At 59.8% G+C, this 13483-nt stretch carries 14 protein-coding genes; 2 read left to right on the top strand and 12 right to left on the bottom strand.

Annotated features, from left to right (window positions below):
• Window positions 1–486: 486 nt before the first annotated feature.
• The 6 genes from EI185_RS03215 to EI185_RS03190 all read right to left on the bottom strand — a co-directional run bounded on the left by EI185_RS03215 (window position 487) and on the right by EI185_RS03190 (window position 5493).
• Entirely contained in the window at window positions 487–1437 is a 951-nt protein-coding gene (locus EI185_RS03215) for a hypothetical protein (RefSeq protein ID WP_124703680.1), read from the bottom strand.
• Between the two features lie 138 nt (window positions 1438–1575).
• The gene (locus tag EI185_RS03210; RefSeq protein WP_124703679.1) at window positions 1576–2874 is read right to left on the bottom strand and encodes a dihydroorotase; all 1299 of its coding nucleotides are present in this window, start codon (window positions 2872–2874) and stop codon (window positions 1576–1578) included.
• A 184-nt stretch (window positions 2875–3058) separates the two neighbouring features.
• Window positions 3059–4009 carry an aspartate carbamoyltransferase catalytic subunit gene (locus tag EI185_RS03205; protein WP_124703678.1) on the bottom strand — a complete coding sequence of 317 codons (951 nt, stop codon included), beginning with the start codon at window positions 4007–4009 and terminating at the stop codon, window positions 3059–3061.
• On the bottom strand, window positions 4006–4506 hold the full coding sequence (pyrR, locus tag EI185_RS03200) for a bifunctional pyr operon transcriptional regulator/uracil phosphoribosyltransferase PyrR (RefSeq protein ID WP_124703808.1): 501 nt from the start codon (window positions 4504–4506) through the stop codon (window positions 4006–4008). Before pyrR ends, EI185_RS03205 begins: the two co-directional genes overlap by 4 nt.
• A complete protein-coding gene (gene ruvX / locus EI185_RS03195) occupies window positions 4493–4933 on the bottom strand; it encodes a Holliday junction resolvase RuvX (protein ID WP_124703677.1) in 441 nt (146 codons plus the stop codon). Before ruvX ends, pyrR begins: the two co-directional genes overlap by 14 nt.
• Window positions 4933–5493 (bottom strand): YqgE/AlgH family protein, encoded by a 561-nt coding sequence (locus tag EI185_RS03190; RefSeq protein ID WP_124703676.1) that lies wholly within the window; start codon window positions 5491–5493, stop codon window positions 4933–4935. Before EI185_RS03190 ends, ruvX begins: the two co-directional genes overlap by 1 nt.
• Window positions 5494–5561: 68 nt before the next feature.
• On the opposite strand from EI185_RS03190, the gene EI185_RS03185 reads away from it, so the two are divergent.
• Complete coding sequence (locus tag EI185_RS03185; protein ID WP_124703675.1) at window positions 5562–7004, top strand: cryptochrome/photolyase family protein; 1443 nt, start codon at window positions 5562–5564, stop codon at window positions 7002–7004.
• A gap of 50 nt (window positions 7005–7054) precedes the next feature.
• Here EI185_RS03185 and EI185_RS03180 read toward each other — a convergent pair whose 3' ends face one another.
• From EI185_RS03180 to EI185_RS03165, 4 genes are read right to left on the bottom strand one after another with little or no spacing between them, the layout of a single operon-like run.
• On the bottom strand, window positions 7055–8062 hold the full coding sequence (locus EI185_RS03180; RefSeq protein WP_124703674.1) for a class 1 fructose-bisphosphatase: 1008 nt from the start codon (window positions 8060–8062) through the stop codon (window positions 7055–7057).
• A gap of 59 nt (window positions 8063–8121) precedes the next feature.
• A complete protein-coding gene (locus EI185_RS03175; protein WP_124703673.1) occupies window positions 8122–9027 on the bottom strand; it encodes a TonB family protein in 906 nt (301 codons plus the stop codon).
• Between the two features lie 20 nt (window positions 9028–9047).
• Window positions 9048–10949 carry a ribonuclease catalytic domain-containing protein gene (locus tag EI185_RS03170; protein WP_223247641.1) on the bottom strand — a complete coding sequence of 634 codons (1902 nt, stop codon included), beginning with the start codon at window positions 10947–10949 and terminating at the stop codon, window positions 9048–9050.
• 12 nt (window positions 10950–10961) lie between these two features.
• Window positions 10962–11519 carry a YqiA/YcfP family alpha/beta fold hydrolase gene (locus EI185_RS03165; protein ID WP_124703672.1) on the bottom strand — a complete coding sequence of 186 codons (558 nt, stop codon included), beginning with the start codon at window positions 11517–11519 and terminating at the stop codon, window positions 10962–10964.
• A gap of 82 nt (window positions 11520–11601) precedes the next feature.
• Here EI185_RS03165 and EI185_RS03160 point away from each other — a divergent pair, with 82 nt between their 5' ends.
• The gene (locus tag EI185_RS03160; RefSeq protein WP_124703671.1) at window positions 11602–12879 is read left to right on the top strand and encodes a YhjD/YihY/BrkB family envelope integrity protein; all 1278 of its coding nucleotides are present in this window, start codon (window positions 11602–11604) and stop codon (window positions 12877–12879) included.
• Window positions 12880–12882: 3 nt separating this feature from the next.
• Here the strand turns inward: EI185_RS03160 and EI185_RS03155 are convergent, their stop codons facing one another.
• Together EI185_RS03155 and EI185_RS03150 are read right to left on the bottom strand one after the other, a co-directional pair.
• Window positions 12883–13077 carry a rubredoxin gene (locus EI185_RS03155; RefSeq protein WP_124703670.1) on the bottom strand — a complete coding sequence of 65 codons (195 nt, stop codon included), beginning with the start codon at window positions 13075–13077 and terminating at the stop codon, window positions 12883–12885.
• The gene (locus tag EI185_RS03150) at window positions 13074–13466 is read right to left on the bottom strand and encodes a DUF302 domain-containing protein (protein ID WP_124703669.1); all 393 of its coding nucleotides are present in this window, start codon (window positions 13464–13466) and stop codon (window positions 13074–13076) included. Before EI185_RS03150 ends, EI185_RS03155 begins: the two co-directional genes overlap by 4 nt.
• Between the last annotated feature and the right edge of the window lie 17 nt (window positions 13467–13483).

The following is a 13483-nucleotide window of genomic DNA, read 5'->3' as shown; positions in this document are numbered from 1 at the left end:
TGAGACCTGACCCTGATATTCCTCGGGCATTATTTTTTGAACTCCATTTTGAACGTATATCCTTTGGAGTTCAGACATGAGCTAAATGCGGTATTGCGATTATTTGAGTTTGCGTCCTCAGTTACTGTGGCAGGTGGAACATAGTTCCCGCCAGTTGTAGTGCAGTTCGTATTGTATCCGTAAGAGGTGCAGTTTGTTTGAGCCGAAGTCTGATAGCCAACGCCAATAGTTCTTTGAACCATCATGACAGGATACATTTGCGCGGCTTGTTGCTGGCATTCGTAACGATCCTGATTAAACTCAGATTCAGTAGTGTTGGGGCGTGTCCACCCAACAGCACAACCGGCAAGTAATATGACGCAAAGGCCAACGGGAAGGAATGCAATTCTCGATATTTTTAGCATTAAGGACTCTCCTATGGATAAACATAACGTAGTAACAAGCGCTGCGCGGCTTAATCGCGCAGCGTCCGTGTTGACTGCCGGGTTAGCCCGGTTTTTGAACAAGATATAGGCCCTCGACGACGTCAACTACGGTCTTCACTGCGTCCTTCGCCGCAGATTTGCATTGGAACAAAGTCTCCTTGCTCATCTGGGACTTTTTTGGATGCATGTAATCATTTCCATAGTCTCGAAGCTTGTCCATTCCTTTCGAGAGGGCCGGAACATGCGGAGTTAGATCCTCGATTAGATCAGCCAGCTTCTTCGTCCTTCCTTTTGGATCTCGCCCCACGGCTGGCCAAGTTGGAGCGATGTCGAATTTGTGAATGTTATCGAGGACTGCATATTCCAAAATTGCGCGGGAGAGCGCAAGCACGGACAGCCAGCAACCGAAGACGTATGCGCGATTGAGTTCTTCGATGCGGAGCCGAACATGGCTAGGTAGCAGGACATCTTTTTTGTGTGTGCGAATCGGAGCCAATTCACGTGCGCGATCCAGCCATGAGTCAGGATCGAAGGAAATCAATGACGAGTCAATAACCTCGCAAGCAGTGTCAGGGTTGAGCCAGCTATCAAAGTCCCTATCGGGATTTCGATCAATTAGCTCTCGAACTTGTTCGATGCCAGTTTCAAATGTTTGATTCACGGGGCAGGTAACGTGATCAAGTTCATCAAGTAGCTGGCGAACAAAGGCTCCATCTGGGTCAAGGCGATCTAAGGCTTCTTTCAGTGCACTTACACGTGGGTCTACTTGGTCACGGATATAAAAGAGAATTGAATGCGGGACGTACTCCTGAGGTTGCCCTTCCTGTAACAGTTTTCGTCTTTCGAGGTTTCGCACTCTGTCTATTGCTCTGAGCACACGTTCCGCGAGTGGAACGTAGGCAAGGCGTTGACTTTCGCTAGGACGCCAATCGCACGCCGAATTAGGGTCACACAACGTGAGGAGTTGCTCGAAGTTCTGTTTTATCAGAGCAAGTTCAGCGTGATAGTTCATTTCGACTCCCGGAAGGGCTAACGTAATATATGGGCTCTCTAAAAAGCGCCGGCAGAGCACCACAATTCAGCCTCCCCGGTTGCTTGACAAGGTGCGAGACAGGTTGCGGGGCGGGCCAGTGCGGGGCCGACCTGGATTCTACCTCCGCCTCTGCCCATTCTCCTCCCCCTCAAACACCACATGCCCCTCCACCAACGTGGCGTGCACCCGCCCCTGCATTTCATAACCCAAAAACGGTGTGTTCTTGCCCTGACTTTTGAGTATGCTGGAGGCGACTATCCACGTAGCTTCAGGGTCGAACACGCAGATGTCCGCGGCATGGCCGATGGCCAGGTGCCCGGCGTCGAGGCCGAGGATATGGGCGGGTTGATGGGTGATGCGCGCCAGTGCCTGGCTGAGCGGAATGCCGTTTTCGCGTGCCCATTTCAGCGTCAGTGGCAGCAACAGTTCCAGCCCGGTGGCGCCGGGTTCGGATTCGCCGAAGGGCATTTGCTTGCCGTCTTCGTCCACCGGGGTGTGGTCGGAGCACAGCGCGTCCACGGTGCCGTCGGCGAGTGCGGCGCGGATCGCGTCGCGGTCGCGCAGGCCGCGCAGCGGGGGCACGAGATGGTGGTTGGTGTCGAAATAGCCGATGTCCATTTCACTGAGGTGGACGTGGTTGATGCCGACGTCGCAGCTTACGTTGAGGCCTTCGGCCTTGGCGGTGCGCACCATCGCCAGGCTCTCGGCGGCGGAAAGACGGCACAGGTGCACGCGCGCGCCGGTTTCCCTGGCCAGCAGCAGGATGGTGGCGAGCGCCACGGTCTCCGCACTGGTGGGGATGGCGGGCAAACCCAGGCGCGTGGCGACGAAGCCGTCGTGCGCCACACCGCCTTTGGCGAGGTAGGCGTCCTGCGGGCGCAGCCATACGGTGAAGCCGAAGGTGGCGGCGTATTCCAGCGCGCGCACCAGCACCTGGGTGTCGGTGATCGGGGCGTCGGCCTGGGAGAAGCCCACGCAGCCGGCGTCGCGCAGCTCGGCCATTTCGGTAAGGCGCGCTCCTTCCAATTTCTGGGTCAGCGCGCCGATCGGATAGACGCGTGCCTGGTTGAGATTCTGGGCGCGGAACTTGAGCATCTCCACCAGGCCGGGTTCGTCCAGCGGCGGGTCGGTGTCGGGCGGGCAGGCCAGGCTGGTGATGCCGCCGGCGCACGCGGCATCCATTTCCGATTCGAGCGTGGCCTTGTACTCGAAGCCCGGTTCGCGCAGGCGCGCGGCGAGATCGACCAGGCCGGGGCAGACGATGCAGTGGCTGGCGTCGATCACGCGGTTGGCGTGGAAGTCCCTGGGTGCGCTGCCGATGGCAGCGATTTTGCCGGCTGCGATATAGAGGTCGGCGTGGGTGTCGAGGCCGTGCTTGGGGTCGATCAGGCGACCGTTCTTGATGTGGATTTTCATGATTTTTTCAGCTTATTCATTAACGAGCCTTTGGTATCCGAACCCCAAAAATTGGAACATGGTAGGGCAATAACCAACGGGCATTGCGCCGAATGCATGCGGTGCAATGCGCTGCGCTTATTGCACCCTACCAGGCGGCGCTCAACCAGCCCCCAGCGCAGTGCTGAATTATTCAGGGACAATCTCAATTCCCCGCCAGAATGCTCATTACCGCCATGCGCACGGCGATGCCGTAAGTTACCTGCGGCAGGATGACCGATTGCTTGCCGTCGGCCACGGCCGAGTCGATCTCGACGCCGCGGTTCATCGGGCCGGGGTGCATGACGATGGCGTCGGGCCGGGCCAGCGTCAGCTTGTCCGGGGTCAGGCCGTAATATTTGAAATATTCCTGCGCACTGGGCAGCAGTGCGCCGCGCATGCGCTCGTTTTGCAGGCGCAGCATGATGACCACGTCGACGTCTTTCAGCCCCTTCGCCATTTCGTGGTAGACATGCACGCCCAACTGCTCGACGCCGGTGGGCAGCAGCGTCTTGGGGGCGATCACGCGCACTTCGGGCACGCCCAGCGTGGTCAGCGCGTGGATTTGCGAGCGCGCCACGCGCGAGTGCAGCACGTCACCGACGATGGCGACGCGCAGGTTGTGGAATTCACCCTTGTATTTGCGGATGGTGAACATATCCAGCAAGCCTTGGGTGGGGTGGGCATGGCGGCCATCGCCGGCATTGACGACATGGATGTGCGGCGCCACGTGGCGCGCAATCATGTGCGCGGCGCCGCTCTGCGCGTGGCGCACCACGAACATGTCGGCCTGCATGGCGGCGAGGTTGTCCACGGTGTCGAGCAGGGTTTCGCCCTTGCTCTGGCTGGAGGCGTTGATGTTGAGATTGATGACGTCGGCGGACAGGCGCTTGGCGGCGATTTCGAAGGTGGTGCGGGTGCGCGTCGAGGGTTCGAAAAACAGGTTGAAAATCGCCTTGCCGCGCAGTAGCGGCACCTTTTTGACCTCCTGCTCGCTGACTGCGATGAAGCCCTCGGCGGTGTCCAGGATGTGGGTGAGGATGGCGCGCGGCAGGCCGTCTATGGTCAGCAGATGTTTGAGCGCGCCGTCCTGGTTGAGTTGCGGGTTCAGGGTCATTTGAGATCAACCAGTTTGAGCTTGAGGCGGCCCGCGTCGTCGCGGACAAGGTGGATATGCTGGTGCGCTGGGACGCTTGCCGTGGCGCCGACAAAATCCGCCATGATCGGCAGTTCGCGGTCGCCCACCCGGTCCACCAGCACGGCAAGGCGGATGCGCGCCGGGCGGCCGTAGTCGAACAGCGCGTTCATGGCGGCGCGCACCGAGCGGCCGGTGTAGAGCACGTCGTCCACCAGCAGGATGTCGCGCCCTTCCACCTCGAACGGCAGGCGCGTCGGCTTGACCTGCGCGTGCAGGCCGATGCGGTCGAAGTCGTCGCGGTAAAAGGAGATGTCGAGGTCGCCATGCGGCATGTCCGGGTCAAGCAGCGCGTGCATTTGCTGTGCTGCCCACACGCCGCCGGTGTACATGCCCACCAGCACGGTGTTGGGCGTTAGCGTGGGTTTGATTGCCGCCGCCAGTTGGGCGACGAGCGTTTCTGCGTCAGGCAAGGTAATGATGGGCATGATCGGGTTCGTCGAAATAATGTTGCAGGATGTGCTGGGCGGCGACCTGGTCGAGCACGGATTTTTGCCGGCGCCCGCGTATGCCGGATTCGTTCAGTGTGGAGCTGGCCGCAGCGGAACTGTAACTTTCGTCTACCAGCGCCACGTTCAAGCCGAAGCGTCCCTTGAGGCGCTGGGCGAAGCGCAGGCAGGTGGGGGCAAATTCGTGGGCGCTGTCGTCGCCGCGGTGCGGAATGCCGACCACGGCCAGCGCCGGCTGCCATTCCTCGATAAGCTTGCCGATGCGGGCAAAGCGCGCGTCGGTGGTTTCAATGGCGATGGTTTCCAGCGGGTGAGCAAGTTTCAGTTCCAGCGTGCCGACGGCCACACCGATGCGTTTCAGGCCAAAGTCGAAGCCCAGCACGCTGCCCGAACCCATCAGGCGTGGCCCGCGTCGTCCGACAGCATGGCAAAGTCGATGCCGAGAATTTTCATCGCCGCATTCAGGCGCTCTTCCACCGGCAAGTCGAAAATCACCTGCGGATCGGCCTTGACCGACAGCCAGGCGTTTTGCCCGAGTTCGTCTTCCAGCTGCCCCGGCGACCAGCCTGAATAACCGAGCGACACCATCAGCTTGTCCGGGCCGTGGCCGCGACCGACTGCTTCGAGAATGTCTTTGGAGGTGGTCAGCCCAAGGCGCTCGTTCACCGCCATGGTCGACTGCCATTCCCCGGCCGGCTGGTGCAGCACAAAGCCGCGCTCGGTCTGCACCGGGCCACCGTAGTAGACGGCCTGCCCGGCCAGTTCGGTGCGTTCCAGCTCGATGCCGATCTGGTCGAACAATGCCGCCATATCCAGATCGGTAGGCCGATTCACAATCACACCGAGCGCACCTTCCTCGTTGTGCTCGCAGATATAGGTCAGGGTTTTGGAAAAATTGGGGTCGACCATGTTGGGCATGGCGATCAGGAAGTGGTCGGTAAGGTTAACGGTTTGCATGTGAATTCAATTGTAACGGCCTAGCGCATCAATCACAATTTAGCCTGATAAATACTTTTCAAAATAGCATGCCCGAATTTGACACTGCGCTGGTCTGGTTGCGCCGCGACCTGCGGCTGGACGACCACGCCGCGTTCTATCATGCCCTGAAATCGAGCCGCGCCGTGATACCCGTATTCATTTTCGACACGGACATTCTCGATGCATTGCCCGACCGTGCCGACCGCCGTGTGGAATTCATCCGGGAGAGCTTGGACGCACTCAAGCTGGAGCTGGAGGCGCATGGCAGCAGCCTGATTACGCGTTATGGCCGGGCGTGCGAGCTGATTCCGCAACTGGCGCACGCATTGAATGCCCAGGCCGTATTCTGCAACCGCGATTATGAGCCTGCCGCCATCGCCCGCGATGCCGAGGTGGCCGAACAGTTGTCACAAAACGGCCGGGTACTGCGCGCGTTCAAGGATCAGGTGATTTTCGACACCGATGAAGTGCTCACCCAGGCGGGCAAGCCGTTTGGGGTGTTTACGCCCTACAAGAACGCCTGGCTGAAAAAACTTTCACCGTTTTATCTCATGCCTTACCCGGTGTCGCGTTATCTGGAGCGGCTCGCACCCATGCCGCCGCAGCCGCTGCCCAGCCTCGACAGTATGGGGTTTTCGCGCACCAATCTGGACGCGCTGGGCATTCAGGCCGGCAGCGCCGGAGCGCAGCGTCTGTTCGAAGATTTTATCGGGCGCATGGGTCGCTACAAGGCGGCGCGCGATTACCCGGCACTTGAAGGGTCGTCCTGTCTTTCGGTGCACCTGCGCTTCGGCACCGTATCCACCCGCCAATTGGTGACCACAGCAGACGGCAGCGGTGGAGAAGGTGCGCAGACCTGGCTGTCGGAATTGATCTGGCGCGAGTTTTACCAGCAAGTGCTTTGGCACCATCCGCGCGTGGCCGCCGGGCATTCCTACAAGCCGGAATTCGACGTTATTGCCTGGCCGAATCCCGCGGGCCATTTTGCCGCCTGGTGCGAAGCGCGTACCGGCTACCCGCTGGTCGACGCCGCGATGCGCCAGCTCAACCAGACCGGCACCATGCACAACCGCCTGCGCATGGTGGCGGCGTCGTTTCTGGTGAAAGACCTGCATGTGGACTGGCGTCTGGGCGAACGCTATTTCGCCGACCGGCTGATCGATTTCGACCTCGCCGCCAACAATGGCGGCTGGCAATGGGCGGCCTCCACCGGCTGCGACGCGCAACCGTGGTTCCGTATTTTCAACCCGATTACCCAGTCGGAAAAATTCGACGCCGAGGGCAAATTCATCAAGCGCTACCTGCCTGAATTGGCGGCCTTGCCTGCGCGGTACATCCATACACCATGGTTATTATCGGAGGATCTTCAGCACGCGTATGGGGTGACGATAGGCCGTGATTACCCGGTCCCGATTGTCGACCACGCTGCCGCGCGGGCACTGACACTTGCCCTATACAAGGCAGCCGGAAAAAACCGAATGCCCAAATAAAAAGGGCGCAGCCTGCGCTGCGCCCTTGATGTTTATTACTGATCCGGAATTTAAGCTTCCTTGTGGTAGGCAACCACTTTTTCCACTTCGTTTTTCGAGCCGAGGATGACCGGCACGCGCTGGTGCAGACCTTCCGGCTGGAGTTCGAGGATGCGTTCGCGGCCGGTGCTGGAAGCACCGCCTGCCTGCTCGACGATGAAGCTCATCGGATTGGCCTCATACAGCAGGCGCAGTTTGCCGGCCTTGGCGGGGTCTTTGGTGTCCTTGGGGTACATGAAGATGCCGCCGCGGACCAGGATGCGGTGCACTTCGGCCACCATGGACGCGACCCAGCGCATGTTGAAGTCGCGCGCACGCGGCCCGGTCTTGCCTTCCAGGCATTCCTGCACGTAGCGCTTGACCGGAGCTTCCCAGAAACGCTGGTTGGAAGCGTTGATGGCGAATTCCTTGGTGTCGGCGGGAATGGTCATGTGGGGGTGGGTGAGAATGAACTCGCCGATGTCGCGATCCAGCGTGAAGCCATTGACGCCGTGGCCGGTGGTCAGCACCAGCATGGTGGAGGAACCATACAGCGCATAACCGGCGGCAACCTGTTTGGTGCCCGGCTGCAGGAAGGACTCGGCAGTCGGCGCATCGCCTTCGCCGGGGCAGCGCAGAATGGAGAAAATGGTACCGACGGAGATGTTGACATCGACGTTGGACGAGCCGTCCAGCGGGTCGAACACCAGCAGGTATTTGCCGCGCGGGTACTGGCCGGGAATCTGGTAGACGTCGTCCATCTCCTCGGAGGCCATGGCGGCAAGGTGGCCCGCCCACTCGTTGGACTGGATGAAGATTTCGTTGGTGATGACGTCGAGCTTCTTCTGAGTTTCGCCCTGCACGTTTTCTGAATCGAGGCTGCCCATCACGCCGATCAGCGCGCCTTTGTTGACGGCATTGGAGATGACCTTGCAGGCCGTGACGATGTCATTCAGCAGCGAAGTGAAATCACCGGTCGCGCCCTTGATCTGGCGCTGCTCTTCGATGATGAACTGGGTGATAGTGGTGCCGATATGCATGGCCAAAGCCTTTCCAGAATATTCAAAAGTACTAATTATATCAGATTGATGCCGGAAGCTCAGTCGTTGCTGCTGCTGAGCTGGTCGCCAGGAATGAAATTCCAGGTGCGTGTGATGCTGAGGATGTCGGCCTTGTTGCGAATTTCTTCCGGGAAGGGTGAATACGGTGCCGCGCGCCTCACGATCGCAACCGCGGCCGCATCCAGTATCTTGGAACCGGAACTGCGCGTGACCTCCACGTCGTCGAGGCTGCCGTCCGACTTGATCGATACGGTGAGCTGCAGCTTGCCGTAGAGTTTTTGCGAGCGCGCCGCTTCCGGATAATGCTGGTTGCCGATGCGTTCCACCTTGATGCGCCAGTCCTCAATATAGCGCGCAAACGCGTAGCTCTGCGTGCGTGCGCCGACAAACATGCGCTTCGGGCGTTTTTGATAAGCGCTGTATTCGCGCGAGATTTGTGCTTCCAGTTTGGCCATTTCCAGGCTGCGCGCGACCAGACTGGTGGGGCGTGGGTCGGCCTCGGCCGGCTTGGTTTCGGCAGGCGTCGGTTCATTCTGCATATTGGGCAGGCTTTGCTCCGACTTGAGCTGGGTCATGATCTGGCGTGCCTGTGCTTCCAGCTGTTTGACACGCTGTTCCGCCTGATCTGCGCCGGATTCGCGCTGATCCACTGCGGAAGAAGGTAACGGGCTTTTGGCGCGGCGGTCGAGATCGGTGTTGCCGCCGCCTTCCAGGTTGGCCTGCGCCAGGGCGTCGGCCTTGAGCGGCTTGCGGGCGGATTTGCTGTTGACCAGTACCACTTCCAGCGGCGGACTGAGGAAGTTGTCCTCGCGCACCGACGGCAATTTGAAGCTGAAGCCGAGCAGGAACAGATGGATGCCCAGGGAGGCCAGCAACGCTATGCCCAGCAGCGGCGTGATGCCGAGGCGTGAAGGGAGGGAGGGCAAATGGGATGGCGTGCTCATGACCGGTATTTTAGCCCGGATTATTGGGCTGCGGGCTCCGTCGCATCGGGTGCAATGTCCAGTCTGCGCTGGAAACTGCACAGCAGTTCCACGTCGAACAAGTCCACGCCGTCCACCTTCAGGCTGACGCGGCTACCCGGCGGCAGTTCCGGCAATGAATGCACGCGCGTCACGAACGGCAAGCCGTCGAGGCGCACCAGGTTTTCCTTGATGACGCCCGCGTTGATTTCGGTGATGCCTTCCTGCACCAGCCAGCGCAGGCACCAGTAGCGCTCCATGTTGCGCTGGAAGTCGTTGTAGGCGTCATAGGCCACTTCGAAATCGCGCAATGCGGTGTACAGCACCTCGGATTTCGCTGCATAGGGCGGTTCCACGCCCTGTGCCAGCGCCATGATCTGGCGCTGGTTGACCAGATCCACATAACGCCGCAGCGGAGAGCTCGCCCAGGTGTATTGCGCCACGCCCAGGCCGACGTGCGGCCCGGGCTTGGTGCTCATTTTCACCTTGCCGTTCTGCTGGGTGCGGTATAGCGCCATGGTGTCGGTTTCCGCCAGCCAGCGCCCCCATTCCGAATTCACATAAATCATCAGCTCGGACACTACGCGGTCGATCGGATTGCCGCGCACCCGGTCGGTAATGCTGACGCGGTCGTTTTCCACCTTGAAGTTGTAATCGGCGCGCTGCACCACGTTGGGGTCGGGGGTTTTGCCGCGCGCGGCCTCCAGCGCACCGGAAAAATGCCAGAGCATGTCGAGTTCGGTCTTGAACGGGTAATCGACGCTGTCGTTGGCGATGCTGCCGGTATGGAAGTGCGGTTCCAGCGTCTCATGGCGCAGGTTGGCAGCGATGTGGACTTGCTCCAGGCGGGTTTCCTGGTTCAGTACTTTCCATTCGCCGTCGCTCACTTCCACGTACATGGACAGCGCCGGGCAGGTGTGGGTCTCGCCCAGGGTGTAGTGGTGAATGGCGTCATCCGGCAGCATGGTGATCTTGCCGCCGGGGTAATACACCGTGGACAGGCGGTGCGCGGCGATTTCGTCGAGCGCCGAGGCCGGCACGATGCCCAGCGCGGGCACGGCGATATGGATGCCGACGCGCCAGTTGCCGTTGTCCAGACGCGTGACTGAAAACGCATCGTCGATCTCGGTGGTGGCCGCGTCGTCCATGCTGAATGCCTGCACCCCCGCATCCGGCAACTGTGGCGGATCGGGCAGCTCGTGCGCGTCGCCGAAACCGGTGCCGCGCGGAAAGTGTTCGCGCAGGAACGCACCCAGGTGGTAATCGTGGCTGGAAGGAATCGCGCCGCAGCGATCCAGCAGTTTGACCGGAGTCAGGCTGGTCGCCTTGCAGGCTTCGTCCAGGGCTTTCCATTCCAGCTGATTTTTGTCCGGCGCATAGAGCAGCATGTCGAGATGCGCGGCGAATTCTTCCGGCAGCTCGTACGCGCTCAGTTGCGCAACATAACGTGCCAGTAATTCCGCCTCGCGCTGCTTGCGTTCCACGCCGGCCTTGGCGGCAGCCAGCGCTTCAGGCGGCGCGGATTTGTAGCGGCCGCGTCCCTTTTTGTAGAAATACATCGGCGCTTCGTGCAAACGCATCAGAATGCCTGCCGCTTCTGCAGGCGTGGGTTCGTGGCCGAAGTATTCGCGTGCCAGATCGGTAAAGCCGAATTCCTCGCTGCCCGCAACCTCCCACAGAAAATCCGTGTCGGCCTCGTCGCGGACGACATGCGCTGCGTCCATGAATTCAGCTGGCGCCGGTGCGTTAAAACGCATCATTACCGTGACGGCTTTCACCTTGACGCGCTTGCCGTGCTGGGTGTCCACCTGCAAGGATGAATCGTTGTCAGTAATGATGGTGCCGGCCTTGAAGCTGCCGCTTTCTTCGTAAAGTAGATACATATTGAGTAACGCGAGGGGCATGCACCCCTGCGTTCAGAACTCCAGAATGGTTTCGATATATTGAGGGAAGCTTTGGAAACCGTGATCGCCTCCCGGCACGACAATCTGCCGGCTGGCAGCGTAATAGCTCACCGCAGCGCGGTAATCCAGCACTTCATCACCGGTTTCCACCAGCAGCAACAGATTTTGCGGGCGCAACGGCGCCGGCTTGTCGAGGGCGGCCAGTTCATCCAGATGTTGCTGGGTAAACAGGTACTCCTCGCCGGTGTGGTAATTTTTTAGGGGGCCCAGCACGCTTTTGAGCTCGTTCTGTACATGCACTGCGGGGTTGATCAACGCGGCCTTGACGTCAAACTGGTCCGCCAGCCAGGTGGCGTAAAAACCACCCAGCGAACTGCCAATGAGCTTTACCTGTGCGCGCGGCAATGCCGAGATCAGGTCGGACAACAACGCGATGGCCGCCGCCGGACGATGCGGCAGGTCGGGACAGGCGAATTCCGCACTGCGGCCACGCGCGTCAAGCCAGGCCTCAAGCTCGCGCGCCTTGCCCGAACCGGATGAGCTATTGAAACCGTGGATGTAAAGGATCATTGCGCGGGCGGAGTGACGAATTTAATCGCACATTATAAGGCAGGGCTGGTCGCCGCCGTGCAAAGCAGGTTAAATTGCAACGATGAAACGGTTTTCTCTATCTGCCCCGACGCGCGATCGCCTTGATTGGCTGAGCCAGATTGGCTATGTGTCTGTGCAACTATTTCTGCGCAACGAGCTGGCCAATCATGCCGCGGCGATCTCGTTCTACTTTTTGCTGTCCATTGTCCCCATTGTGTTGCTGCTGTTGTATGCGGCCAATCTGCTCACCCAGTTGCCGCAACTGGCGGCGAATATGCCGCTGCTGTTTGTGGCCCTGTGGGATCAGCTCAATCTGGGTGCGCTCAAGGCGCTGGGTGCGCTGCCGGAACAAACGCGCGCGGTGGCCAGCGGCGCCAGTCTGCTCACCCTGGTGATGGCCTCGCGTGGCCTGTTGAACGCTTTGCAAAGTGCGTTCCGGGTGATTTTTGCGGGTGGCAAGCGCAGTTTCTGGCAGGCGTGGCTGATGTCGCTGCTGGCCATGCCGCTGGCGTTTGCCTTGATTGTGCTGGCGATCGTGGCACAGCGCATATTGTCCTATCTGTCGCGCATGGAGCTGCTTGGACACCATCTGGCGGCCAATCTCGGGCTGGCAGGCGGCGCGATTACTTTTCTGGTGCTGTGGCTGCTGGTTTTTACGGCGTACTGGCGTATGCCCATCCCGCGCCCGCCGGTCAGGCTGGCAGCGCTGGTGAGCCTGCTGTGCGCGCTCAGCGTCCTCGCCCTCAAGTCCGCGTTTGGCTATTTCGTGCGCCTGGACAACTACCAGGCGATCTACGGCACGCTGGGTACGGTGGTGTTTTCGCTGATCTGGGTATATATCGTGGCGGTGATTTTTCTGCTGTGGGCGCAGTGCCTGTATGCGGCAGGCAGGGTGGATGTGATGGGTCTGGAAAAACTGTTTCTGGCCAGAAGCGGCAAACAGACAACCCTGGCTGATCGCTTCCTGTTTGGCCGCTCGCAACGCCTGCCGCGCAAATACGGCCAAACGTTCGCATCGGGCACGACCATTATCCGTGAGGGCGAGAGCTCTCAACTCACCTACTTTCTGCAGTCCGGGCAGGTGGCGATGATGAAAGCCATCAATGGCCAGCCGGTGAAAATCACCAGCCTGAGCGCCGGGCAGATGTTTGGCGAAATGGCCTACCTGCTGGGCGAACCACGCACCGCGACAGTGGTCGCTGAAACCGAGGTCTTCCTGATTGCATTTCCACCCCAGGTGCTGGAGGAATTGATGGCGACCAGTCCGGCGCTGGCGCGGGAAATTATTGGTGCGCTGGCGCAGCGACTGAAGCAGATGAATCAGGTGCGGGCCGCATAAAGATTATTCTTGCAGAAGTTCAAAATCGTGCTTGGTTACGCCGCAGTCCGGACATGCCCAGCTGTCGGGAATGTCTTCAAAACGCGTGCCGGGCGCAATGCCTTCGTCCGGGATGCCGCGCGCTTCGTCGTACACATAGTCGCAGATCATGCATATCCACTTGCGCGTCAACGTTTCGGTTTCAGTCATTGCGTTCATGGTGTTTTCTTGTAAGGAGTAAGGCAGGACAGGATTTTGTCGAAAATTGGCTGCAGCTCGGTTGCAATCTGGTCTAGCAGGGCATTGTTGTAGGGGGCGAACACCGCGCCCGGGCTGCGCATGGCAACCCAGGTTTTGCCGCCCGCTTCGTAAACATGGATACGCAGCGGAATGTCTATGCCGGCGCGTTTGTCCGCCTGCCAGACGCGCACCGCAAAATCCGGGCGGAATACCTCCAGAATCTGGTCGGACGGTACAGTCAAGCCGCGCTTGGCGGCGTTGGCCTGGCCATTGATATGCGCCACCAGCCCCATCGGTACGGCGAGAATGGCTTCGGTAAGTTTGGCCGTCGTGGTATCAACATCGAGGCTGACACTGAAAGTGATCATGGGGTCCCTTAATGTTT

This window comes from Sulfuriferula multivorans (genome assembly GCF_003851125.1).
Taxonomy (GTDB): Bacteria; Pseudomonadota; Gammaproteobacteria; order Burkholderiales; family Sulfuriferulaceae; genus Sulfuriferula; species Sulfuriferula multivorans.
Note: the sequence above shows the minus strand (reverse complement) of the source record. Positions and strands in the feature narration are given on the sequence as shown.

Coding starts and splice junctions, on each gene's coding strand:
- EI185_RS03175 (WP_124703673.1), bottom strand. CDS start 9,027: ATGAGCACGCCATCCCATTTGCCCTCCCTCCCTTCACGCCTCGGCATC.
- EI185_RS03165 (WP_124703672.1), bottom strand. CDS start 11,519: ATGATCCTTTACATCCACGGTTTCAATAGCTCATCCGGTTCGGGCAAG.
- EI185_RS03185 (WP_124703675.1), top strand. CDS start 5,562: ATGCCCGAATTTGACACTGCGCTGGTCTGGTTGCGCCGCGACCTGCGG.
- ruvX (WP_124703677.1), bottom strand. CDS start 4,933: ATGGGTTCGGGCAGCGTGCTGGGCTTCGACTTTGGCCTGAAACGCATC.
- EI185_RS03180 (WP_124703674.1), bottom strand. CDS start 8,062: ATGCATATCGGCACCACTATCACCCAGTTCATCATCGAAGAGCAGCGC.
- EI185_RS03215 (WP_124703680.1), bottom strand. CDS start 1,437: ATGAACTATCACGCTGAACTTGCTCTGATAAAACAGAACTTCGAGCAA.
- EI185_RS03155 (WP_124703670.1), bottom strand. CDS start 13,077: ATGAACGCAATGACTGAAACCGAAACGTTGACGCGCAAGTGGATATGC.
- EI185_RS03210 (WP_124703679.1), bottom strand. CDS start 2,874: ATGAAAATCCACATCAAGAACGGTCGCCTGATCGACCCCAAGCACGGC.
- EI185_RS03190 (WP_124703676.1), bottom strand. CDS start 5,493: ATGCAAACCGTTAACCTTACCGACCACTTCCTGATCGCCATGCCCAAC.
- EI185_RS03170 (WP_223247641.1), bottom strand. CDS start 10,949: ATGCCCCTCGCGTTACTCAATATGTATCTACTTTACGAAGAAAGCGGC.
- EI185_RS03150 (WP_124703669.1), bottom strand. CDS start 13,466: ATGATCACTTTCAGTGTCAGCCTCGATGTTGATACCACGACGGCCAAA.
- EI185_RS03205 (WP_124703678.1), bottom strand. CDS start 4,009: ATGACCCTGAACCCGCAACTCAACCAGGACGGCGCGCTCAAACATCTG.
- EI185_RS03160 (WP_124703671.1), top strand. CDS start 11,602: ATGAAACGGTTTTCTCTATCTGCCCCGACGCGCGATCGCCTTGATTGG.